The organism is Tritonibacter mobilis F1926, from assembly GCF_000376545.2.
Lineage (GTDB): Bacteria > Pseudomonadota > Alphaproteobacteria > Rhodobacterales > Rhodobacteraceae > Epibacterium > Epibacterium mobile.
This window is the reverse complement of sequence record NZ_CP015230.1, coordinates 1370502-1391296: the sequence shown is the minus strand read 5'-3', so window position 1 is coordinate 1391296 and position 20795 is coordinate 1370502. Positions and strand designations below refer to the sequence as shown.

Annotated in this window: 22 protein-coding genes; 15 read left to right on the top strand and 7 right to left on the bottom strand. The window is 57.5% G+C overall.

Features of this window, described 5'->3' with window-relative positions; translation table 11 throughout:
- Window positions 1–10 precede the first annotated feature (10 nt).
- From K529_RS06685 to K529_RS06650, 8 genes are all read left to right on the top strand, one after another.
- The gene (locus K529_RS06685; RefSeq protein ID WP_005611641.1) at window positions 11–904 is read left to right on the top strand and encodes a DMT family transporter; all 894 of its coding nucleotides are present in this window, start codon (window positions 11–13) and stop codon (window positions 902–904) included.
- A 131-nt stretch (window positions 905–1035) separates the two neighbouring features.
- Window positions 1036–2175: an outer membrane protein transport protein gene (locus tag K529_RS06680; RefSeq protein ID WP_005611643.1), complete on the top strand. Its 1140-nt coding sequence runs from the start codon at window positions 1036–1038 to the stop codon at window positions 2173–2175.
- Window positions 2176–2334: 159 nt separating this feature from the next.
- Window positions 2335–3207 carry a hypothetical protein gene (locus tag K529_RS06675; protein WP_005611644.1) on the top strand — a complete coding sequence of 291 codons (873 nt, stop codon included), beginning with the start codon at window positions 2335–2337 and terminating at the stop codon, window positions 3205–3207.
- Between the two features lie 45 nt (window positions 3208–3252).
- Window positions 3253–4191, top strand: coding sequence for a homoserine O-acetyltransferase MetA (metA, locus tag K529_RS06670; protein ID WP_005611646.1), 939 nt, complete (start codon window positions 3253–3255; stop codon window positions 4189–4191).
- Window positions 4192–4200: 9 nt separating this feature from the next.
- On the top strand, window positions 4201–5166 hold the full coding sequence (locus K529_RS06665) for an alpha/beta fold hydrolase (protein WP_005611648.1): 966 nt from the start codon (window positions 4201–4203) through the stop codon (window positions 5164–5166).
- A gap of 61 nt (window positions 5167–5227) precedes the next feature.
- Complete coding sequence (gene ppk2 / locus K529_RS06660; RefSeq protein WP_005611649.1) at window positions 5228–6097, top strand: polyphosphate kinase 2; 870 nt, start codon at window positions 5228–5230, stop codon at window positions 6095–6097.
- Window positions 6090–6707, top strand: a complete 618-nt coding sequence (locus K529_RS06655) for a TetR/AcrR family transcriptional regulator (RefSeq protein ID WP_005611651.1) — start codon at window positions 6090–6092, stop codon at window positions 6705–6707. Before ppk2 ends, K529_RS06655 begins: the two co-directional genes overlap by 8 nt.
- A gap of 138 nt (window positions 6708–6845) precedes the next feature.
- A complete protein-coding gene (locus K529_RS06650) occupies window positions 6846–8996 on the top strand; it encodes a methyl-accepting chemotaxis protein (RefSeq protein ID WP_005611653.1) in 2151 nt (716 codons plus the stop codon).
- Window positions 8997–9120: 124 nt separating this feature from the next.
- Here the strand turns inward: K529_RS06650 and rpsI are convergent, their stop codons facing one another.
- The 3 genes from rpsI to K529_RS06635 form a co-directional block, all read right to left on the bottom strand.
- Window positions 9121–9606 carry a 30S ribosomal protein S9 gene (gene rpsI, locus K529_RS06645; RefSeq protein WP_005611659.1) on the bottom strand — a complete coding sequence of 162 codons (486 nt, stop codon included), beginning with the start codon at window positions 9604–9606 and terminating at the stop codon, window positions 9121–9123.
- 5 nt (window positions 9607–9611) lie between these two features.
- A complete protein-coding gene (gene rplM / locus K529_RS06640; RefSeq protein ID WP_005611662.1) occupies window positions 9612–10070 on the bottom strand; it encodes a 50S ribosomal protein L13 in 459 nt (152 codons plus the stop codon).
- Window positions 10071–10243: 173 nt separating this feature from the next.
- Window positions 10244–11659, bottom strand: coding sequence for an aminotransferase-like domain-containing protein (locus K529_RS06635; RefSeq protein WP_005611664.1), 1416 nt, complete (start codon window positions 11657–11659; stop codon window positions 10244–10246).
- Between the two features lie 92 nt (window positions 11660–11751).
- Between K529_RS06635 and K529_RS06630 the strand changes: the two genes are divergently transcribed.
- The 3 genes from K529_RS06630 to speE all read left to right on the top strand — a co-directional run bounded on the left by K529_RS06630 (window position 11752) and on the right by speE (window position 13559).
- Entirely contained in the window at window positions 11752–11982 is a 231-nt protein-coding gene (locus tag K529_RS06630) for a DUF1127 domain-containing protein (RefSeq protein WP_005611666.1), read from the top strand.
- A gap of 219 nt (window positions 11983–12201) precedes the next feature.
- Window positions 12202–12708, top strand: a complete 507-nt coding sequence (gene speD, locus K529_RS06625; protein WP_005611669.1) for an adenosylmethionine decarboxylase — start codon at window positions 12202–12204, stop codon at window positions 12706–12708.
- Window positions 12705–13559, top strand: coding sequence for a polyamine aminopropyltransferase (speE, locus tag K529_RS06620; RefSeq protein ID WP_005611672.1), 855 nt, complete (start codon window positions 12705–12707; stop codon window positions 13557–13559). Before speD ends, speE begins: the two co-directional genes overlap by 4 nt.
- Window positions 13560–13613: 54 nt before the next feature.
- Here the strand turns inward: speE and K529_RS06615 are convergent, their stop codons facing one another.
- On the bottom strand, window positions 13614–14036 hold the full coding sequence (locus tag K529_RS06615; RefSeq protein WP_005611675.1) for a PaaI family thioesterase: 423 nt from the start codon (window positions 14034–14036) through the stop codon (window positions 13614–13616).
- Window positions 14037–14437: 401 nt separating this feature from the next.
- On the opposite strand from K529_RS06615, the gene trmFO reads away from it, so the two are divergent.
- From trmFO to gluQRS, 3 genes are read left to right on the top strand one after another with little or no spacing between them, the layout of a single operon-like run.
- Complete coding sequence (gene trmFO, locus K529_RS06610) at window positions 14438–15778, top strand: methylenetetrahydrofolate--tRNA-(uracil(54)-C(5))-methyltransferase (FADH(2)-oxidizing) TrmFO (protein WP_005611677.1); 1341 nt, start codon at window positions 14438–14440, stop codon at window positions 15776–15778.
- A gap of 36 nt (window positions 15779–15814) precedes the next feature.
- Window positions 15815–16429 carry a class I SAM-dependent DNA methyltransferase gene (locus tag K529_RS06605; RefSeq protein WP_005611681.1) on the top strand — a complete coding sequence of 205 codons (615 nt, stop codon included), beginning with the start codon at window positions 15815–15817 and terminating at the stop codon, window positions 16427–16429.
- On the top strand, window positions 16426–17274 hold the full coding sequence (gene gluQRS / locus K529_RS06600; RefSeq protein WP_005611685.1) for a tRNA glutamyl-Q(34) synthetase GluQRS: 849 nt from the start codon (window positions 16426–16428) through the stop codon (window positions 17272–17274). Before K529_RS06605 ends, gluQRS begins: the two co-directional genes overlap by 4 nt.
- 13 nt (window positions 17275–17287) lie before the next feature.
- Here the strand turns inward: gluQRS and hisI are convergent, their stop codons facing one another.
- Window positions 17288–17677: a phosphoribosyl-AMP cyclohydrolase gene (gene hisI, locus K529_RS06595; RefSeq protein WP_040641419.1), complete on the bottom strand. Its 390-nt coding sequence runs from the start codon at window positions 17675–17677 to the stop codon at window positions 17288–17290.
- Window positions 17678–17736: 59 nt separating this feature from the next.
- Here hisI and K529_RS06590 point away from each other — a divergent pair, with 59 nt between their 5' ends.
- Window positions 17737–18189 carry an iron-sulfur cluster assembly scaffold protein gene (locus tag K529_RS06590; RefSeq protein ID WP_005611689.1) on the top strand — a complete coding sequence of 151 codons (453 nt, stop codon included), beginning with the start codon at window positions 17737–17739 and terminating at the stop codon, window positions 18187–18189.
- A gap of 244 nt (window positions 18190–18433) precedes the next feature.
- Here K529_RS06590 and K529_RS23970 read toward each other — a convergent pair whose 3' ends face one another.
- On the bottom strand, window positions 18434–18556 hold the full coding sequence (locus K529_RS23970; RefSeq protein ID WP_005611692.1) for a hypothetical protein: 123 nt from the start codon (window positions 18554–18556) through the stop codon (window positions 18434–18436).
- A gap of 146 nt (window positions 18557–18702) precedes the next feature.
- Window positions 18703–20793 carry an ATP-dependent DNA helicase RecG gene (gene recG / locus K529_RS06585; protein ID WP_005611695.1) on the bottom strand — a complete coding sequence of 697 codons (2091 nt, stop codon included), beginning with the start codon at window positions 20791–20793 and terminating at the stop codon, window positions 18703–18705.
- Window positions 20794–20795: the final 2 nt, after the last annotated feature.

Here is a 20795-nt window from a genome sequence, read left to right as displayed (position 1 = left end):
GAGGACCATCATGCCGGGCAGCGCAACCACACCTGCGTCAGAGCAGGACAACACGCTTTTGCGCGCTGCGATCTGGATGATCGGCGCGATTTTGTCCTTTTCGGCGATGGCGATCGCAGGTCGTGAGGCCAGCCTGTCGCTCGATACGTTTGAAATTATGATGTATCGCAGCTTTGTGGGGATCATCGTGGTTGCTGCTGCGATCACGGTGCTGCGGCGCTGGCATATGGTCAGTACCAAACGTCTTGCGCAGCATGGGCTGCGCAATATGGCGCATTTCACCGGCCAAAACCTTTGGTTCTATGCGGTATCCGTCATCCCGTTGGCGCAGGTTTTCGCGTTGGAATTCACCTCTCCGATCTGGGTCATTCTGTTGGCCCCGCTGCTGCTGGGCGAAAAACTCACGCGCATGCGCGGTATTGCCGTCACGCTTGGGTTTATCGGTATTCTGATTGTGGCCCGGCCAAGCCCTGCGACATTCAACATTGGTCTGGCCTGCGCAGCGGGTTCGGCAATTTTCTTTGCCCTGACCAATATCGCCACCAAACGCCTAACTCGGAATGAGAGCATTTGGTCGATTATGTTCTGGCTCACCACGATGCAATTGATCATGGGGATCATTTTTGCGGGATGGGATTTTGATATCACCCTACCCGACGCGCAAAGCCTGCCATTCATCCTGATTATCGGCTGCGCGGGTCTCAGTGCGCACTTCTGCATCACCAATGCGCTGTCACTGGCTCCTGCCGCATTGGTTGTGCCAATTGACTTTGCCCGCCTGCCCTTTATCGCCCTGCTCGGCTGGTTGATCTATGGTGAGTCGGTTGAAATCTGGCTCTTCGTGGGTGCGGCACTTATTCTCGCGGGCAATTTCATCAATATTGTATCCTCCCGGCAACAGTAGCCCTATTGACGCACTGTCGCGACACAAGCTGCCGTCCCGTCAACATTGCGAGGCATGTCACATTCCCTTTACGCTCAGAGCAGAACGCGATGCGACACAAAATGTCGCCAAGCGCCTGAGGGAGGACATTTATGAAACATTATATAGCAGCATCCGTTGCTACGACGCTTCTGGCGTCCAGCGCCATGGCAAGCGGGCTTGACCGCACCGGCCAGCCCATCGGTCTGATCTTTGAGGAAGGCACCTACGCGGAGTTTTCTTTCGCGACCACAGATGTTGAACTCAGCGGCAATGACCGTACGTCGCTCAATCCGTTTGGCTCTCCCACCGGGGATGTAGGCAAGCGCTTCAACATGCTGAGCGGCGGATTCAAAACCGACATCACGGAACAACTGTCTCTGGCGGTCATCTTTGATCAACCCTGGGGTGTGGATGTCGACTATCCAACCACTGGCGGCTCTGCTTTGCTGGGCGGCACCATGGCGCAAGCGGATTCCAATGCGCTTACGGCCCTGCTCCGCTACAAATTCAATGATCGTTTCAGTGTCCATGGCGGCCTGCGCTATCAGGAAACGGATGGCGAAATCACCCTGGCGGGCGCAGCCTATAACGCAACTGTCCCGCTCTCCGGCTATAACGTGAAAGTTGGCCGCGATGGTGCGTTTGGCTGGGTTGCCGGCGTCGCCTATGAGATCCCGGATATCGCGCTGCGTTTTGCACTGACCTATCAGTCTGAGATCGAGCACAACTTTGATTTGGTTGAGACCACGCCAGCAGGGGTCCCATTCATCGGTGGCACGACTCTCAACACAAACACCACAACCAAGACGCCGCAGTCTGTGAACCTTGATTTCCAATCCGGTATCGCAAAAGACACCATCTTGTTTGGTAACGTGCGCTGGGCAGAACACAGCGCCACCGATCTGGTCGTGCTCGGCGCATTGGGTGGGCGTGATCTGATCGATATCGATGACTCTTTCACCTACACCATCGGCGTGGGTCGCCGTTTCAATCAGAACTGGTCCGCATCGCTCGCCTATATCTATGAGGATGCCGATGGCGACAATCTGGTGTCACCGCTGGCCCCCACACATGGAATGGAAGCCATCCGCCTCGGTGTGCAGTATCAGACCGAAAAGATGAAAGTCGCTGCAGGCGTACGCTACACCAAACTGGGTGATGCCGTTGCGGCTCCTGGCGGCACACCGGTTGCCAACTTCAACGACAACGATGCTCTGAGCCTTGCGGTCAAAGTGGGCTTTTACTTCTAAATAGAAGATCAGTTGACGGTTCAAAGCCCCGCTCTTATGAGCGGGGCTTTTTTGATGCTGCTGCAATGCCTTGCGCATCGTTACCCGCCAAGCACAATTGACCTGCCGCTCCAGCCTGTCTAGCAAGGCAGCGTAGACCGCGAAAAAGGCAGCAGTTTTATGCTTTATACCTCAGCTCAGGCATGGCGCGACGCGCCCTCCAAACGGGTCCTTTTCTTTGGCATGTCCGGCCTTGGAAAGACCTATATCAGCAATACCCTGCGCCATTCCGGTCAATGGTTTCACTACTCTGCCGACTACCGTATTGGTACCCGATATATGGGTGAATATATCGCCGATAACGCCAAGGCGGAGGCGATGAAAGTTCCCTTCCTGCGCGATCTGCTGCTGTCAGATTCCATTGATATTTCCTCCAATATCACCTTTGAAAACCTAAGCGCTGTGACCGCCTATCTTGGGGTGCCGGGTGATGCGCGTAAGGGGGGCTTGCCGATTGAGGAATATCGCACCCGGCAGGACCAGTTCCGCCGCGCTGAAATCGACGCACTGCTGGACACGCGCTACTTTATCGACCGCTCAGAGCGGATTTATAGCTATCCGCATTTCATTTGCGATTCCGGGGGCTCCATTTGCGAATGGGTGGACGCCGATGATCCCAACGATAAGCTCCTGACAGAACTCAGTGCGCACACGCTTCTGGTCTGGATCAAGGGCACCGCAGACCACACCCAAGAGCTGATCCGTCGCTTTGATCGCGCGCCCAAGCCGATGGCGTATCAGCCCGCCTTTCTGACCCGTGTTTGGGAAGAATATCTGAGTGAAAACAATATCTCAGACGAAGATGTTGATCCCCATTCCTTCTTGCGCTGGACCTATGCTCAGGCATTGGCACATCGTCAGCCCCGCTATGAGGCGATGGCGAGGAACTGGGGCGTCACCGTCACCGCCGATCAGGTGGCACAGGTGCGGAGCACACTCGATTTCGAGGAGTTGATCGCATCCGCCCTTGAGGCACGCTCAGAACAGACTTAATTAACAGCACCCTGCTATTTCTAGCGCATCAAAGAAGGACCTGACATGCCTATCAAGATCCCCGCTGACCTGCCCGCCTACTCCGTCCTTTCGGACGAGGGCGTTATGGTCATGTCGCCGGATCACGCGGCGCGTCAGGATATCCGTCCGATCAAAATCGGCCTTCTCAATCTGATGCCCAAGAAGATCCAGACGGAAAACCAATTTGCCCGTCTGATCGGTGCCACGCCGCTCCAGATTGAATTCTCGCTGATCCGTATGACCGAGCACCAGACCAAGAACACCGCCGCCGAGCATATGGAAGAGTTCTACCGTCCGTTCGAGGAAGTTCGGGACGAAAAGTTCGACGGGCTGATCATCACCGGCGCGCCGATTGAGCATTTGCCGTTTGAGGATGTCACCTACTGGCAGGAACTCTGCGAGGTGTTCGAGTGGACCCAGACCAATGTGCACTCCACCTTTGGCGTTTGCTGGGGTGGCATGGCGATGATCAATTACTTCCACGGCGTGCGCAAACATATGCTGGATCACAAGGCCTTTGGCTGTTTCCGGCATCGGAACCTGCAGCCGACCTCGCCTTACCTGCGGGGGTTTTCTGATGATTTTGTGATCCCCGTCTCCCGCTGGACCGAGATGAGCCAGCGCGAGATTGACGCGGCTCCGGGGTTGACGACGCTGTTGGGTAGCCCGGATGTCGGACCCTGCCTCGTCGAGGATAAAGGCCACCGCGCGCTCTATATCTTCAACCATTTTGAATATGACAGCGACACGCTGAAGCAGGAATATGATCGCGACGTCGCCAGTGGCACCGAGATCAACGTACCAATCAACTACTACCCCGATGACGATCCAAGCCAGCGTCCGCTCAACCGCTGGCGCAGCCATGCGCATCTTCTTTATGGCAACTGGGTGTCTGAGATTTACCAGACCACCCCTTATGATGTGGAACGCATCGGTCTGGATACCACGGACCTCAGGGCCTGATCTGTGCGAATGAGTGCAATTGTTGCTCTTGGCCTGACGCTCAGCGTTGCGGGTCTTGGTCTTGCCACCGCCCTGCGCGCGCCTGCCCGCGAAGCGCAGGCGATGGCCAACCACCCGCCACAAGGTCAGTTTGTCACCGTCGATGGCCACCAGGTTCATGTGGTTGAGCGTGGTCAGCCCCAAGGCAGCGCTCCGGATCTGGTGTTGATCCACGGCTCCAACGGCAGCAGCCGGGACATGACGTTCCGGCTGTCGCCTGCATTGGAAGAGGCCTATCACATCCTGATTTTTGATCGCCCGGGACTGGGCTATTCCGATGCTGTGACCGGCAAAGGCACCAGCATCCAAACCCAAGCCGCCGTGCTGCAAAAAGCAAGCGCCAGCCTTGGCGTGGACCGCCCGATTATACTCGGGCAAAGCTATGGCGGTGCGGTGGCTCTTGCATGGGCGACGCAGTTTCCTCAGCACACCGCTGCAGTTGTTAATGTCTCTGGCGTCTCCCACCCTTGGGATGCGGAGTTGCCGACATTCTACAAACTGACCTCGTCACGCCTTGGCGGCGCGTTGATCGTGCCGGTTCTGACTGCTTTTGTCCCCAAAAGTTATGTGCGTTCCTCTTTGGAAGAGGTGTTCGCCCCGCAAGCGGTGCCTGAGGGGTTCGCGGAGCATTTCGGTCTGGCCATGAGCCTGCGCCGCAGCTCTTTGCGTGCCAATGCCAAACAACGCGCCAACCTGCTAAAAGAGATTGAGGCCATAGCACCGCTATATCCGCAGCTTGAGATGCCAATCGAGATCGTGCATGGAACTGCCGATACAACAGTAGGAATTTCCATTCACGCAGAACGACTTGTGCAGGACAGTTCCACCGCGCAGCTGACCCCGCTACCGGGTGTTGGGCATATGCCGCATCAGACCCATACACAATCCATTGTGGATGCGGTGAACCGGGCTGCAGCACGCGCAAACTTGCGTTAATCGCTTTAACATTGAAGAGTGATGCTTCAAGAATATGCGGGCAAGAAAGGATGGGTCTGATATGAGTTTGCCGTTTGACGGAGCAATCAGCGCGTATTTTGAGGAAGCTGCGCCCAAAGAGATCCGCAAAGCGATCGATGACGCGGGAAAGGACGATATCCTGAACCCGAGCTACCCGTATGACGCGGAAATCTCCAAAGGGGATTATAAGGATCAATACAAGGCGCTGCAGGTCGAACTGGTCAAACTTCAGGCCTCGGTCAAGGCCTCAGGCCAGCGCGTCGCCATCGTGTTTGAGGGCCGTGACGCCGCAGGAAAAGGCGGCACAATCAAGCGCTTTCGCGAAAACCTTAATCCACGTGGTGCCCGTGTCGTCGCACTGTCTAAACCCACCGAGACAGAAGCGACGCAATGGTATTTTCAACGCTATATCTCGCAACTGCCTTCCGGCGGCGAGATCGTGTTCTTTGACCGCAGCTGGTACAACCGTGGCGTGGTGGAGCAGGTGTTTGAATTTTGCACCCATAGCCAGCGCGAGCACTTCTTTTCTCAGGTACCAGACTTTGAAAAAATGTTGGTGGATGAGGGCATCCAGCTCTTTAAATTCTGGCTGAACGTGGGTCGTGCCGAACAATTGCGCCGGTTCCTCGCCCGTGAGCGTGATCCGCTCAAACAATGGAAACTCAGCTGGATCGATGTTGAGGGGCTGAAACGCTGGGACGCCTATTCCAAGGCCATCGAGGAAACCCTGGAGCGCAGTCAAAGCCCCCACGCGCCATGGACAATCGTGCGGTCTGACGACAAAAAACGCGCCCGCCTCGAAGCGATCCGCCACGTGCTACAGTCGGTCGACTACGCCAATAAAGACAAGGACGCGATTGGTTCGGCCGACCCTTTGATTTGCGGAGGCCCCGAAATCTGGGATGGCTAAACGCGGCTACCATCACGGCAATCTCCGTCAGGCTCTTGTGGAGGCTGCGCTTCGTCTCATTGAGGTGAAGGGCCCGACGGGGTTCACCCTATCGGAGGCCGCCAAGCAGGCTGGCGTCACCCCGGCTGCCGTCTATCGCCATTTCGAGGGGCGAGAGGACCTGATTGCCGAGGCCGCGCGACAAGGGTTCTTGATGTTTGCGGATCTCATGCAGCACGCCTATGACAAATATCAGCCCTCTGCCCTTGCGGCGTTCGAGGCCACTGGCCGTGCCTACCTCGCCTTTGCGCGCAAACATCCCGGTCATTATATCGCGATGTTTGAAAGCGGTGTGTCTGCAAATCGCACACCCGAACTTGCCGAGGCAGCAAGCCGCGCCCGCGGGGTTCTGGAACATGCTGCGACAAAACTCAGCCAGCATATCCCGGCGGAAAAACGCCCGCCTGCTTCGATGTTTTCGGCCCACATCATGGCCATGAGTCACGGTGTCGTAGAGCTCTACGCCCGAAACGCCCCCGGCACCGCTTCTCCCTATGCACCGGAGGATCTGCTGGAAACGGGGATAGGGATCTATCTGCGTGGGTTGGGATTGATTGACCCAGACCTCTGACACATCCCTACATGCACAACAATTAAGCACTTAAAAAAGGTCTGACGCTTTTAACGCTAGACTTATTCTCGTTTCAGCATGAGTTAATAGCGCTTCCCTAGTTTCGGCTCCGTTCGCGGTCATTTCGAGGAGTCTGCTATGCGTCTGCGATTGGTAATGTTTCTGGTGATCGGCCCGCTGATCGCATTGGCCTGTTTTTTTGCTGTAGACGAATTGCAGATGCAGTGGGACGATTACTCACTTGCGCGCGAAACGCGGGAAAAAACGCTCGAAGAGACGCTGGTCAACACACTTGTTCACGAGATGCAAAAGGAGCGCGGCTATTCCGCAGGCTTCATCGCATCGAAGGGCAAGAACTTTCCACAAGAGCTGTCTGAACAGCGGCAGATGACGGATGAAGCACTGAATACCGTCCTTTCAGACGTGCGCTCTCTCGCGCTCAAAAAACCTGAGCTGTCGGACATGGTGCGCGCTCGCACAGAACAGCTTGCAGATATGCGTCAACAGGTTGATGGGTTTGAACTCACCGTGCCGGAAATGGCAAAGTTCTACACATCCACCATTGGCATGATGCTCGATCTGGCGCGCCCTGTACAATCGGCATCACCCTCTCAGAAATTGCAGATGTTGGCTCAGGCGCGGACGTTACTCGGTGCAGCAAAAGAAGCCGCAGGGCTGGAACGCGCTATGGGCGCTACCGGTCTTGGCGGCGGATTTGGTCTGCCCTTGCATGATCGTTTTGTCTCTCTGGGCGGCGCGCAGATGGCGCATCTTAACGAGGTGGACGCATTGGTTGATCTGGACGTCTGGATGGCGGAGCTTTTGACAAAAGAGGAATACGCCCAGATTGCGCAGGCTCGAAAAACGATTGTGGATGGTTATGAAAGCGGTGACTTCGGCGATCTGACAGCACCGGGTTGGTTTGCCGTTTCTACCAATTGGATCAATGCGCTCAGGGCAGAAGAAGAACGTCTCGCCACTGAGATTAACCAGATTTCGACCAGCATCGAACAACGCGCGGGCACCGCATTTCGAAACTTTGCGATTCTGAGTGCGGTTGCCGCTTTGGGGTGTTTGGTATTCGCCGTCATCATGTTTGAAAAAGTCATCAAACGCATCCATGGGCTGACCGCAGTGGTCGAAGGTTTCACCAAGGGGGACTACGATATCTACGTCGATGGCATAGATGGCAAAGACGAACTCAGCCGCATGGCCCGTGTGATCTACACCTTCAAGCAAGAGGCGTTGCAAATGATCCGCGACGCCAAGGCGCTGGAGGTCGAACAAGGCAAGCGCAAAAAAGAGCAAGACTTTGTTGTGAGCGAACTGCGCAATGGCTTCTCGCGCCTGTCCGACGGAGATCTGACGGTCAAATTCGACAACGCTTTCCCCGCTGATTACGAAGATGTGCGCGCAGACTTCAACCAAACCATCGGACGGCTGCGGGAGTCGATAGAACGGGTGATTGAGGCAACCAGCAGTCTGCGATCCGGTGCTGCGGAAATCGATCAGGCGGCAAGTGACCTTTCGCATCGCACCGAAAGTCAGGCGGCCACGCTTGAGGAAACCGCTGCCGCCCTAGAAGAGTTGACCGCCAGCGTCAAATCTGCGGCAGATGGCGCACGTACCGTTGAACGCACCACAGAGGATGCCAAGACCGAAGCCACGCAAAGCGGCACGGTGGTCAGAGACGCCGTAAGAGCGATGGCGGAGATCGAAAAAGGCTCGGAGCAGATTGCACAGATTATCGGTGTGATCGATGATATCGCCTTCCAAACCAATCTTCTGGCCTTGAATGCTGGCGTCGAAGCCGCGCGCGCTGGCGAAGCGGGACGTGGATTTGCGGTTGTTGCATCCGAAGTACGTGGCTTGGCACAGCGATCCTCGGATGCGGCAATGGAGATCAAGTCACTGATTGGAAACAGCTCGCTTCAGGTTGAACGCGGCGTCGATCTGGTGCGCAATGCAGGCCAGGCGCTTGAAAGCATCGTAACCCAGGTCACGCATATCTCAACTCTGGTGAGCGAAATCGCCGAAGGTGCTGCAGAGCAATCCACAGGTCTGGAGGAGATCAACACCGGTGTTGTTCAACTTGATCAGGTCACGCAACAAAACGCGGCGATGGTTGAGGAAACAACAGCCGCCAGCAATATGCTCAACACCAACGCCCAGCAGTTGGGAGACATTGTGCAGCGGTTCAAAATTCACGGTGATCAGACGGTTTCGGCCCCTGCGCAGACTGAGCCCTCAGCGGACGACGAGGCTATCGCTCTGCCCCGTGCCAGTTGAACTCGCGCCCTGCCACCGCGCTGCTAGGGTAAGTGGGGCGGCAAAGACACGGTCTCAGGCCGACACGACAAAAGAAAAGGCCGCCCGAAAGGCGGCCTTTTGCATATTGATGTGATCCAGCAGCTTAACGCTTGGAGAACTGGAAGGAACGACGAGCCTTGCGGCGGCCGAACTTCTTACGTTCCACAACGCGGCTGTCGCGGGTCAGGAAGCCTGCGGCTTTCAGTGCACCACGCAGGGAGGGATCATAAAGCTGCAGCGCTTTGGAGATGCCGTGCTTAACCGCGCCGGCCTGACCGGAGAGGCCACCGCCCTTGACGGTTGCGTAGACATCGAACTGGTCTTCCACACCGGCAACGGTGAAGGGTTGACGCAGGATCATCTGCAGCACCGGACGTGCGAAGTATTTGTTGATCTCTTTGCCGTTCACTTCGACCTTGCCGGAACCCGGCTTGATCCAAACGCGTGCAATTGCGTCTTTCCGCTTGCCAGTGGCGTAGGAACGACCCAGCTCGTCACGAACGGGCTCACGCGGGGCCAGCTCTTCGGCTGCGGTTTCGACGCCTGCGACAGCGCCCAGCTCTTCGAGAGTGTTGATCTGATCAGCCATCGTCATTAGCTCCGGGTGTTTTTCTTGTTCATGGATTTGACATCCAGAACTTCGGGGCTCTGGGCTTCATGCGGGTGCTCAGCACCAGCGTAGATGCGCAGGTTGGTCATCTGCTGACGGGACAGGCGGTTGCCCGGCAACATGCGCTTAACGGCCTGCATGACCACGCGCTCGGGGTGTGCACCCTCGAGGATCTGCTGCTTGGTCCGGGATTTGATGCCGCCCGGGTGGCCAGTGTGCCAGTAGAAGTGCTCTTCGCGCTTCTTGCCGGTCATCTGGATCTTTTCAGCGTTGATGACGATTACGTTGTCGCCCATGTCCATGTGGGGGGTGAACGACGGTTTATGCTTGCCGCGCAGGCGGGTGGCAACGATCGACGCAAGACGGCCCAGCACCACGCCCTCGGCGTCGATGATGATCCACTTCTTGTCGATGTCTGCCGGGGTAGCAGAGAAGGTTTTCATGTCAGGTCAATCCTGTTTGTCGTGACGATAGCGCCGCAAGCGACTCCATCTGAATTCGATGGACGGGGTTTACGGCGCTGTCACACAACAGTCAACATAGCAAAACCACATAAAAATGAGTAATTTCAATGGTTTAAAAAATAGGTATCATAATACCCCACATTGCAGAGCGTTCAAACGCTGATTTGCTCAGGTGGGTTGTCCAAAAGCATACGCAAACGCAGCATTGCATCCTCAAACCGCGCCAATGTGACATGTCCGTTGATGGCGATGCGCACCGCATTTGGCGCTCGCCCATCGCGCAACGCAAACTCATCAGCAGAGCGCAGTTGCACCCCCTGCCCTTCGGCTGCACGGGTAAAGGCCCCGGCACGCCACCCCGAAGGAAGCCGAAGCCACAGAAACGGCACTTGTGAATCCCACGTCAACTCAAAGGCCCCCAGCGCGTTCACCGCAACCCGGACATATTCGGCCATCTCATCGCGCACGGTCTGGACCAGTTTTTTGCTACGCGGATCTGACAGCAACACACGTGTGACCTCTGCCAAAGGCTGCGCCAGACCGAAGAAACCATATTCCGCAACTCTGCGCAGATCCGCAGACTTGCCAACTGGCGCAATCGCAAACCCAACGCGCAGCGCCGGCGTCAGCGATTTGGAGATAGAGGTCACGTGCCAGCTGAGCTCCGGTGCAAGCGCCCGGTAGGTCGGCGCACGCGCCTCTCCCATACGGTAACAATCATCCTCGATCAGCTGCACATTGTGTCGCCGCAAGATCGCGAGGATTTCCTTTCGCCGTTCAAGCGGCGTGAATGTACCGGTCGGATTGTGCACTTCGGGACTGGTACAAAGCACCGCCGCACCGGATTTTTTGATCACCGCCTCAAGCGCATCGGGCACAATCCCATATTCATCAATGGCTACGCCCACAACCTTAGCACGCAGTATCTCTGCCGCGCGACGAAACCCGGCGTAGGACAGATCCTCGACCAGAATGGTGGGATTGCTATCCTTGAGGATCGCCTGCATGACGGTCATAACCGCGTTCTGCCCGCCATGGGTCAACACAACATCTCGTTCCGTCAGGGGACCAAGAGGCGTGTCTGACAACCAATCGACCACCGCTTGTCGCACGGGCTGATAAGCATCCCGTGTCGGGTAATTTAGTAGTGCCAAACGATCACAATCCGCCGCCTTACGCAGGGCTTCACGGATCAGTTTGACCTGTCCGACATCCACAAGACGCGGACTGAAGAGCGAGACATGATTGGGGTTAGACCGCTCCAGCAAATGCAATTGGCGCGACCACACGTCATCCATAACAGCCGTTTCACGCTCTGCAACAAAGGTGCCACGCCCAACTTCTGCTTGCAGGATACCTTCGTCAGTCAGGATGGTATAGGCGCGCGCGACGGTGCCCGGTGTAATGCTGAGCTGATAGGCCAACTCCCGCACAGGTGGCAATTTCGACCCCACCTGCAATGTACCACTCTCGACCGCCAATCGTATCGTATCTGCGACTCGTTTGTATTTCGGGCCGGGCTTTTCGGCCAGCGATCCGGTCAAGGTGGAGGGCCAAATTGTACCCATCACAATCTCCGCTTAGACAATCCGTATCACGTTTTGTACGCATTACATGCCAGTACATTCAGATTGCATCAATACAAAATGTGAGACAGACCATGACAAATGTGACAGAACACCCGACACACCTTGCCTATCTGACCAACCGCCCGGCCCTGCCGATGGTTGCAGAAGCGGCGATCGGATTTGCGGTTCTGGTCACCAAATGGTCCGTCCGAAAGCGCACCCGCCGCCAACTGAGCCGCCTCGACGCCCATCAGTTGCGCGATATCGGCCTCCAACGAGAGGACGCCATGCGCGAAGGAACTCTTCCGTTCTGGAGACCCTGATCCCCGGGGCACAGAACCAACTGGCAGGCCGGAGCTCGTCTCCGGCCTTTTTTCATTCCTGCCAGAGCAAAACGACTTTCATAAATTTTTGCCTTGATCGAATCTTTGCGCTTTCCTATCTGCCCCTCACTTTCGGTACCGATCCCAACCCTGAACTCTTATTCGGGGGGGCGCTAAGGACCGTCTGGATTGTCATCTACTGGAACGAAGGGGAGTGTCATGTCTGACGCCAACCTCTTCCAACTGGGGATCGGTCTGGAAACAGGCGCCCATGAGGAAGATACCGCCCGCGGTGTACCCACCGCTATTGTGAACTCTTTGGTCGACGCCGACCGGGAGGATCACTTCATCCGTCGCGACGGCAAGGTGTTTGCCGGAACCCATTTGATCATCGAAGTGATGAAAGGCACCGGTCTGGACTGTCAGCCCCGGATCGAAGACGCCTTTCGCAAGATGGTCGAGGTTTGCGGCGCAACCCTGCTGCATATCCACACCCATAAATTCTCGCCGCAGGGCGTCTCCGGTGTGGCTGTGCTGGCCGAAAGCCATATCTCCGTGCACACTTGGCCGGAAATAGGCTACGGCGCATTTGACGTCTTCATGTGTGGCGATGCAGAGCCATGGAAGGCCGTCGATGTGCTGAAATCCGCCTTTGAGACCGATGTGGTCGAGGTGCGCGAACTGTTGCGCGGCGAGGAAATCGTCGCCAAGGAGATCGCGGCATGACGGATGAGGTCTGGAACACCGAACGCCTGCACGATCATTTCGCCCAATCCCTACGGGTGAGCGAAATGTACTACGACAGCAAGACCGAGCACCAGCGGCTCAAGGTCTTTCAGAACGGCACCTTCGGGCGTGTTCTGACGCTCGATGACGTGGTTCAGACCACCGAAGGCGACAACTTCATCTATCATGAGATGCTGACCCATGTACCGATTTTGGCGCATGGGGCCGCAAAACGCGTGCTGATTATTGGCGGCGGCGATGGCGGCATTGCCCGCGAGGTGCTGAAACACGCCTCGGTTGAGCATGTCACCATGGTGGAGATCGACGCAGGCGTTGTCGATTTTTCCAAGGAATACCTGCCGATGTTGAGCCAGGGCGCCTTTGACGATGCGCGGCTCAATCTGGTGATCAACGATGGCGCAGTCTTCATGAAGGAGACCGATGACAAGTTCGACGTCATCATTGTCGATTCCACAGACCCAATCGGCCCCGGTGAAGTTCTGTTCACCGATACATTCTACGGCCATGCCGCCCGCGCCCTGACCGAGGATGGCATTATCGTCACCCAGAATGGCGTACCCTTTATGCAAGGGAACGAGCTGACCAATACAATGCGGGCCTTTCAGGCGCTGTTTCAGGACGCGACCTGCTATCTCGCCACCATTCCGACCTATGTGGGCGGCCCGATGGCGCTTGGCTGGGGCAGCCACTCGACCAAGGCGCGCGATGTGGATCTGGCAACACTTGAGGCGCGCTTTGCCGCCGCGAACCTCACCCCCGACTACTACACGCCCGAGGTGCACAAGGCGGCGTTTGCCCTGCCGGGTTATGTCAAAAAACTGTTTCCCTGAAACATGTTGAACAGGACTCTTAAAGAGCGCCCGTGGAGCGATCCGCGGGCGCTTTTACCGTTTCGGCGGGATAGAATAGGTCATGGTAGAGCGCGCAACTGGCGCGGATTTTCCTTCGGAAAAAAGCAGCACATCCCCCACGGCCAAAGTCCGGCCAAGCTTCAGGAGTCGCGCCCGCCCCAGCAGATCGCAGCCGCTTTCGGGTTTGCGCATGAAATCAAGTGAGGCATTGGTCGTGACCGCGAGCGCCTCGCGTCCCAGATGCGCCAGCACCAGCGCATAGACCGCCACATCGGCGAGCGCGAACATCGAAGGCCCCGACACGGTGCCACCGGGACGCAGGTGCCGATCCTGGACATTCAGGCGCATGGTGATTGCACCGGGGCTCAGCTCATCAATGCTAAACTCGCCCCGGATCTGGGGGAAAACTTCCTCCAGATAGGCGCTCAGCCCCTCTTTTTCAAAAACCAATTCCATCCCGGAGCCTCCGCCACTGACTGCCCGTCAGTCTGCACGCAGCGCCGCCGCGCTCAAGAAATTTTGCATAAAACGCCACGGCATTTCAGGCCCTGCCTTTCACGGGCTCAGAACTTCTGATGATTTTTCCTAAAATTTTCGGACAATTCAGCCTTTGTTTACGAATGGCGCGATATTGTTTCCATATTGAGGCTTCTAAAGAAGGCAAGAAAGTGGCAAGAGTTGGGCAGGCCAACTGGCTTGCCGCAATTCGGGCCGCTGCTTCGGATCGTCCCTCCTACCGGATCTCTCACCCGGGTTTGACGTCCACGAAGCTGCGGCCCTAATTATTTCCGCCTCCCCGCACCGATGACTATCAGGCGATATTGCGCCCGCAGGCCACCTGCCCTATGTGCCCTGTTATGACACAAGAGCTTCATATCGTCGGCGGCGGAATGGCCGGATCCGAGGCCGCCTGGCAGGCGGCCCACATGGGCGTCAACGTGGTGATCCACGAGATGCGGCCCAAGGTTGAAACCTTTGCCCACCAGACCGGCAACCTCGCCGAGATGGTCTGCTCCAACTCCTTCCGGTCGGATGATGATGAGCAGAACGCCGTGGGCCTTTTGCATTGGGAAATGCGCGCGGCCAATGGTCTGATTATGACCACAGCGGGCGAACACCGCCTGCCCGCCGGTGGCGCACTGGCCGTAGACCGCGACCCGTTTGCGGAAACCGTGACGGCCAAGCTCAAGGCATTGCCCAACGTGCGGATCTCTTACGAGGAAGTCACCGACCTGCCAGCGAACGGTCAGTGGATCTTTGCCACCGGCCCGCTGACCTCGCCTGCCTTGGGTGAGGCAATCCAGCGCGAGACTGGCGCAGAGCGACTGGCGTTTTTCGATGCCATTGCGCCGATTGTCTACGCCGACAGCATCGACATGTCGCAGGCCTGGATGCAGTCGCGGTACGACAAGGGCGAAACCGAGGAAGAGCGCACCGCCTACCTCAATTGTCCAATGACCAAGGATCAGTATGAAGCCTTCATCGACGCGCTTCTGGCCGCCGATAAGACCGAGTTCCACGAAGGCGAGACCGCCGGATACTTCGACGGCTGCCTGCCGATCGAGGTAATGGCAGAGCGCGGGCGCGAGACCCTGCGCCATGGCCCGATGAAACCCGTGGGCCTGACCAATCCGCATAGACCGGACGAGAAAGCCTGGGCCGTGGTACAGCTGCGTCGCGACAATGCGCTGGGTACGCTGTTTAATATCGTCGGCTTTCAGACCAAGATGAAATACGGCGCACAAGCTGATGTTTTTCGTATGATTCCAGGGCTGGAGAATGCGAGTTTTGCACGCCTTGGCGGTATCCACCGCAACACATTCCTGAACTCACCCACATTGCTGGATCATGAGATGCGGCTGAAATCAAAGCCCAACATCCGCTTTGCCGGTCAGGTCACCGGCGTCGAGGGCTATGTCGAAAGCGCTGCGATGGGATTGCTGGCCGGGCGTTTTGCTGCGGCAGAGATCCTCGGCAAAGAGCTACCGGAAGTGCCGCAGGACAGCGCCATGGGGGCCTTGATCCATCACATTACTGGCGGCGCTGAGGCCAAGACCTTTCAGCCGATGAATGTGAACTTCGGCCTATTCCGCCCTGTTGACGGGCTCAAAGGTGGGCGTCGCGGACGCAAGGACCGCTACAAAGCCTATACCGACCGTGCCAAGGCGGCGTGGCAGGACTGGCTGCAAAACTTTTGATGGACGCGCGCATGATCCCGGCTCTAGACTGGGATCATGACTGAAAAGTTCCTCGAAAAGGTCTACGGTCTCAATACAGTTGAAGAGACTGTCGACCATTACAATCGCTGGGCAGCCAGCTATGATACGGAAATCGCCGAGAATAACTATGCGACTCCCGGCCGGATCGCGGATGCGCTCTGGTCCGTTCTGCCCGATGCGTCTGCGCCTTTGCTGGACTTTGGCTGCGGAACCGGGCTCTCCGGGATTGCGCTGCGCCGGGTTGGATATGAGGCAGTAGATGGCGTTGATCCCTCGCAGGAGATGCTGAACGTCGCCCGCAGCAAGGGCGCGCACAGGAACCTGACACAGATTGATCCCGACAGCAGCACGCCGTACAAATCAGGTGTCTACAAAGCGGTTGTCGCCTGTGGCGTGCTTGGCACCGGCGCGGCGCCGGCCTCCGTTTTTGGCCATTTGATGCATGGATTAAACCGTGGCGATCTGCTGGCGTTTTCTCTGAACGATCATGCGCTTGCCGATCCCAGCTACATCGGTGCGATGAATGAATGGCTTGATTGCGGGGCGGCCCGGTTGCTATTCAAGGAAAATGGCCCGCACCTACCGGGCCTCAACTTGAACGCTGACGTCTATGTGATTGAAAAAGTGTGACCTTCACCACTCGTTTTGCTCCGTCTCCGACGGGGCCACTGCATCTCGGACATGCCTATTCCGCGCTGCTCGCGTCCGACATGGCCAAACAGCAGAACGGTCAGTTCCTGCTGCGCATTGAGGATATCGACCAATCCCGCGCCCGGATCTCTTGGGAGGAGCAGATCTATGAGGATCTGACGTGGCTGGGCCTGACGTGGCCCACACCCGTTTTGCGCCAATCAGATCGCCTGCCACGATACCGTGCGGCGTTAGAGCGGCTCAATGCGCGTGGCCTGACCTACCCATGCCGGTGCAATCGCTCCGATATTGAGCTAGCTGCGGGCGCTCCCCAAGAGGGCGTGCCGCAGTTCGGCCCCGATGGGAGGATCTATCTAGGAACCTGTCGCCAGCGCTGCATGTCGGAGGCAGGCCCAAATGATGTGATCCGCCTCAATATGGCGGCCGCGCTGGAGCAGCTCTCTCAATTGGCTTTTTTTGAGACATCGCAGGATCTTGGCGGATGTATTTCACTAGAGCGGGACCACTTAATTCAGGCGGTGGGCGACATCATTCTCGTGCGCCGCAATATGGGCAGCTCCTATCACCTGTCGGTAGTGGTGGACGATGCAGATCAGGGGATCACCGATGTAGTGCGTGGGGCAGATCTGTTTGAGAGCACGCAAATACATGTGGTGCTGCAAGCCCTTCTGGACCTGCCCGTGCCGCGCTATCACCACCACCGTCTGATCCGCGATCCGCAGGGCAAGCGCCTCGCCAAACGAGACGACGCCCGCGCGATTGCGAAATATCGTGCCGAAGGTGCCAGTCCGCAAGACATCAGAGCGCTTGTCGGATTGGGTTGAAAAGAGAGAATTATCAGGCCATTGGCGTCATAATCTCAACTTCGTCTCCATCGCGCACTGCGGTGTAGAAACAACTGCGTCGATTGGTGTGGCAAGCAGGACCGGTTTGCCGCACCAGCGCCAACAGCGCATCCCGATCACAGTCCACCCGCAGCTCCACCAGCTCCTGAACGTGGCCGGAGCTTTCACCCTTGATCCAGAACGATTGGCGTGAGCGCGACCAATAGGTCACCCGCCTGGTCTCCAAAGTCTTGGCAACGCTTTCCGCATTCATCCAAGCCATCATCAGGATTTCGCCGCTTTCCACATCCTGTGCGATGCAGGGCACCAGACCGGCCTCATTGTAAGTGAGTGTTTCGGGCGAAAATTTCACCAGATCTTGCATGTCAAAAACCTTTTGCATCTCAGGGGCGCGCCCCTATGTATGGGGAACACCGCCTTAGGGAAACCCAGGAAGACGACATGTCCGGCGAAACCGACCTGATCAAGCTCTACTCCACCAAGATCCTCGCTCTTGCGGCGGATATCCCGCATCAGGGACGGCTGGAACATGCCGACGCGACGGTAAAGCGCCGCTCGCCCCTGTGTGGATCAACTGTGACGGTGGATGTGGCCCTAGAGGGCGGTAAAGTCGCGCGATTTGCACAGGACGTCAAAGCTTGTGCGCTCGGGCAAGCCTCAGCCGCCGTCGTGGGCGCAGCGATCATCGGGCGCAGCACGGGTGAGGTTGAAACAGCGCGCGATCAGCTGAAGGCGATGCTGACCGAAGACGGAGCCGTACCGGATGCGCCGTTTGAAGGGCTCGAAGTCCTGATCCCGGCACGGGAATTCAAGAACCGGCACGCCTCGATCATGCTGGCGCTAGAGGCCACGCTGGAGGCGATGCAGACCGCACAAAAGGCCGACTGCGCCTGACCTGCCGCGACGCCATCCTCTCCTAAACAGCCATACATAAGAAAAAACCGCCGCACATCCGGGCAGATGGCGGCGGTAAGTCAAAGCACTGTCATGCGGGACCCGGGAGACACCAAACACCGGAGGCAATGCTCTGGTGCGGATCGAACAGGCAATCGATCCTTACGGGACTTGAGGCTGGTGCCCCCGGCATGACAGCACAAAGGAAACTGTGAACGGGTTACAAAAGGCGTGAAGACGTCGCTTAGATCAGGCCCGGCAAGTGCAGACCAACAACCAGCATCACGACCAGAGAGGCTGCGCCAACGGCATCCTGCAGCAGGGTAGACTGTGAATTGCGCAGTGCGGATTTGAATTGCGTAACCATCTGGAAACCTCCTCGATCTCTGTCATGCGTTCGCGACGCCTTGTTGTCCTTTTGTTCTCATTTTGTGCGAGTCGTGTAAAGAACTTTTTGAGAACATTTGCGAACAAAATAGAACAAAGATGAGAACACGTTCCCGGAGAAACGGATTATCCCACTGAAATCAAACGGATAGCCTCATCCTGACGCAACAGCCACAACAGCGTGCGCGCCGCGCGCCCCCGGTCACTGGTCAAATCCGGGTCAGAGGTCATCAGGGCACGTGCGTCGCTCTGGGCGATTGCCATCAGATCCGCTTGTCGTTCCAGATCCGCGATCCGGAAACGCGGCAGGCCGGATTGGGCGGTGCCGATCACATCACCCGCCCCACGCATTTGCAGATCGGTTTCGGCAATGACAAAACCGTCTTCGCTTTCGCGCAGTACCTCAAGCCGCCTGCGCCCGCCCTCGGTGAGCGGAGGCTGATACATCAACAGACAGGTGGATCGGGCCGTTCCACGCCCGACACGCCCGCGCAGCTGGTGCAATTGCGCAAGGCCAAAGATCTCGGCGCGCTCAATCACCATGATGGAGGCATTGGGTACATTCACCCCCACCTCGATCACCGTCGTTGCGACCAGAACCCGAGTGCGCCCTTCCTGAAAAGCGGCCATGGCGGCGTCTTTTTCTGCGGGGGGCATCTGACCATGCACCAGCCCCACCACATCTTCGCCCAGCACCGCCCGCAGGTGTTTGAACCGCTCATCGGCAGCGGTCAGATCCATGACCTCGGATTCTTCGACCAGTGGACAGACCCAATAACACTGTCGTCCCTCGGCAATGGCGCGGCGCAGATGGTCCACCACCTCGGACATGCGTTCGGTGCTGAGGATCGCAGTCTTGATCGGTTTGCGTCCCGGTGGTTTCTCGTCGAGGATCGAGACCTCCATGTCGCCGTATTGGGTTAGTGCCAACGAGCGCGGAATCGGCGTCGCGGTCATCACCAGCACATCGGCACGCTTGCCCTTTTCAGCCAGCTCCATCCGTTGCCGCACGCCAAATCGGTGCTGTTCGTCGACAATGACCAGCCGCAAATCGTCAAAGACAACATCCTGCTGAAACACCGCGTGGGTGCCGACAAGGATATGAATATCGCCACGTTGCAGCGCCTCGGTCTTGGCGCGCCGGTCCTTGCCCTTGTCACGCCCGGTCAGGATCTCAAGCACCACACCGGCGTCATCGGCCAGGGGTTTCAGCCCCTCAAGATGTTGACGTGCAAGGATTTCTGTCGGCGCCATCATCACGCCCTGGCCACCGGCCTCCACGGCCACCAGCAGCGCCATAAAGGCCACCAGCGTTTTTCCCGCCCCGACATCGCCTTGCAGCAACCGATTCATACGCCGCCCGGAGGCCATATCGGCGGTGATCTCTTCGATCGCGCGCCCCTGTGCGCCCGTGGGCTTATACGGCAGCGCCGAGAGCACTTTGCTTTGCAGTTTTCCCGTGGCGACAGAGCTGCGTCCCGGCTGTTCTCGCTCCACCGAGCGGGCAATGGCCAGCGTCAGTTGATGGGCGAACAACTCATCATAGGCAAGCCGGGCCCGCGCCGGGGATTCGGGCTCCAGATCGCTCAGATGCCCCGGCGCATGGGCTGTGGCGATGGCCTCGTGCCAATCCGCCCAGCCCCGCTTGGTCTTATAGGATGCATCCACCCATTCGGTGAGTTCAGGCACCCTTTGCAAGGCACTCTGCACCGCCTTGAACATGGTTTTCTGCGTGATGCCGTGGGTCAGGTGATACACCGGTTCGAAATCCGGAATATCGCCCGCCTCCTCCAGCGGCAGCATGTGATCCGGGTGAACCATCTGCGCCATGCCGTCGAACAGTTCCAGCTTGCCCGAAATCACACGGCGGGACCCTTCCGGCAATTGCGCGGTTAGATAGCGGCTGCGCCCGTGGAAAAAGACCAGTTGAAACTCCGTTTCCTGATCCGTCACATCGATCCGGTAGGCCCCGCCCTTGTTGCGCGCGGGGCGATGGCGCCCTACCGTGATCTCAACCGTCGCCGTCGTAGGTAACTCAAGCCCTCGAATGGTCTCACGCCGACGCCGATCTACAAGGCTATAGGGCAGAGAGAACAACAGATCCCGTGGTGCCGTGATCTGCAACTGTGCAAAGTGCTCGGCGATTTTTGGCCCAACACCTTGCAAAGTTTCTAATTCCGCAAAAAGCGGGAACAGTTGTTCTGGGCGTCCGCTCATGA

Excerpts from the sequence above, each read along its gene's own strand:
- recG (WP_005611695.1), bottom strand. The coding sequence starts at position 20,793 with ATGAGCGGACGCCCAGAACAACTGTTCCCGCTTTTTGCGGAATTAGAA.
- trmFO (WP_005611677.1), top strand. The coding sequence starts at position 14,438 with ATGACACAAGAGCTTCATATCGTCGGCGGCGGAATGGCCGGATCCGAG.
- K529_RS06650 (WP_005611653.1), top strand. The coding sequence starts at position 6,846 with ATGCGTCTGCGATTGGTAATGTTTCTGGTGATCGGCCCGCTGATCGCA.
- K529_RS23970 (WP_005611692.1), bottom strand. The coding sequence starts at position 18,556 with ATGGTTACGCAATTCAAATCCGCACTGCGCAATTCACAGTCTACCCTG.
- rplM (WP_005611662.1), bottom strand. The coding sequence starts at position 10,070 with ATGAAAACCTTCTCTGCTACCCCGGCAGACATCGACAAGAAGTGGATC.
- hisI (WP_040641419.1), bottom strand. The coding sequence starts at position 17,677 with ATGCAAAAGGTTTTTGACATGCAAGATCTGGTGAAATTTTCGCCCGAA.
- rpsI (WP_005611659.1), bottom strand. The coding sequence starts at position 9,606 with ATGGCTGATCAGATCAACACTCTCGAAGAGCTGGGCGCTGTCGCAGGC.
- metA (WP_005611646.1), top strand. The coding sequence starts at position 3,253 with ATGCCTATCAAGATCCCCGCTGACCTGCCCGCCTACTCCGTCCTTTCG.
- speE (WP_005611672.1), top strand. The coding sequence starts at position 12,705 with ATGACGGATGAGGTCTGGAACACCGAACGCCTGCACGATCATTTCGCC.
- ppk2 (WP_005611649.1), top strand. The coding sequence starts at position 5,228 with ATGAGTTTGCCGTTTGACGGAGCAATCAGCGCGTATTTTGAGGAAGCT.
- K529_RS06615 (WP_005611675.1), bottom strand. The coding sequence starts at position 14,036 with ATGGAATTGGTTTTTGAAAAAGAGGGGCTGAGCGCCTATCTGGAGGAA.
- K529_RS06655 (WP_005611651.1), top strand. The coding sequence starts at position 6,090 with ATGGCTAAACGCGGCTACCATCACGGCAATCTCCGTCAGGCTCTTGTG.
- K529_RS06685 (WP_005611641.1), top strand. The coding sequence starts at position 11 with ATGCCGGGCAGCGCAACCACACCTGCGTCAGAGCAGGACAACACGCTT.
- speD (WP_005611669.1), top strand. The coding sequence starts at position 12,202 with ATGTCTGACGCCAACCTCTTCCAACTGGGGATCGGTCTGGAAACAGGC.
- K529_RS06635 (WP_005611664.1), bottom strand. The coding sequence starts at position 11,659 with ATGGGTACAATTTGGCCCTCCACCTTGACCGGATCGCTGGCCGAAAAG.
- K529_RS06675 (WP_005611644.1), top strand. The coding sequence starts at position 2,335 with ATGCTTTATACCTCAGCTCAGGCATGGCGCGACGCGCCCTCCAAACGG.
- K529_RS06590 (WP_005611689.1), top strand. The coding sequence starts at position 17,737 with ATGTCCGGCGAAACCGACCTGATCAAGCTCTACTCCACCAAGATCCTC.
- K529_RS06665 (WP_005611648.1), top strand. The coding sequence starts at position 4,201 with ATGAGTGCAATTGTTGCTCTTGGCCTGACGCTCAGCGTTGCGGGTCTT.
- K529_RS06630 (WP_005611666.1), top strand. The coding sequence starts at position 11,752 with ATGACAAATGTGACAGAACACCCGACACACCTTGCCTATCTGACCAAC.
- K529_RS06680 (WP_005611643.1), top strand. The coding sequence starts at position 1,036 with ATGAAACATTATATAGCAGCATCCGTTGCTACGACGCTTCTGGCGTCC.
- K529_RS06605 (WP_005611681.1), top strand. The coding sequence starts at position 15,815 with ATGACTGAAAAGTTCCTCGAAAAGGTCTACGGTCTCAATACAGTTGAA.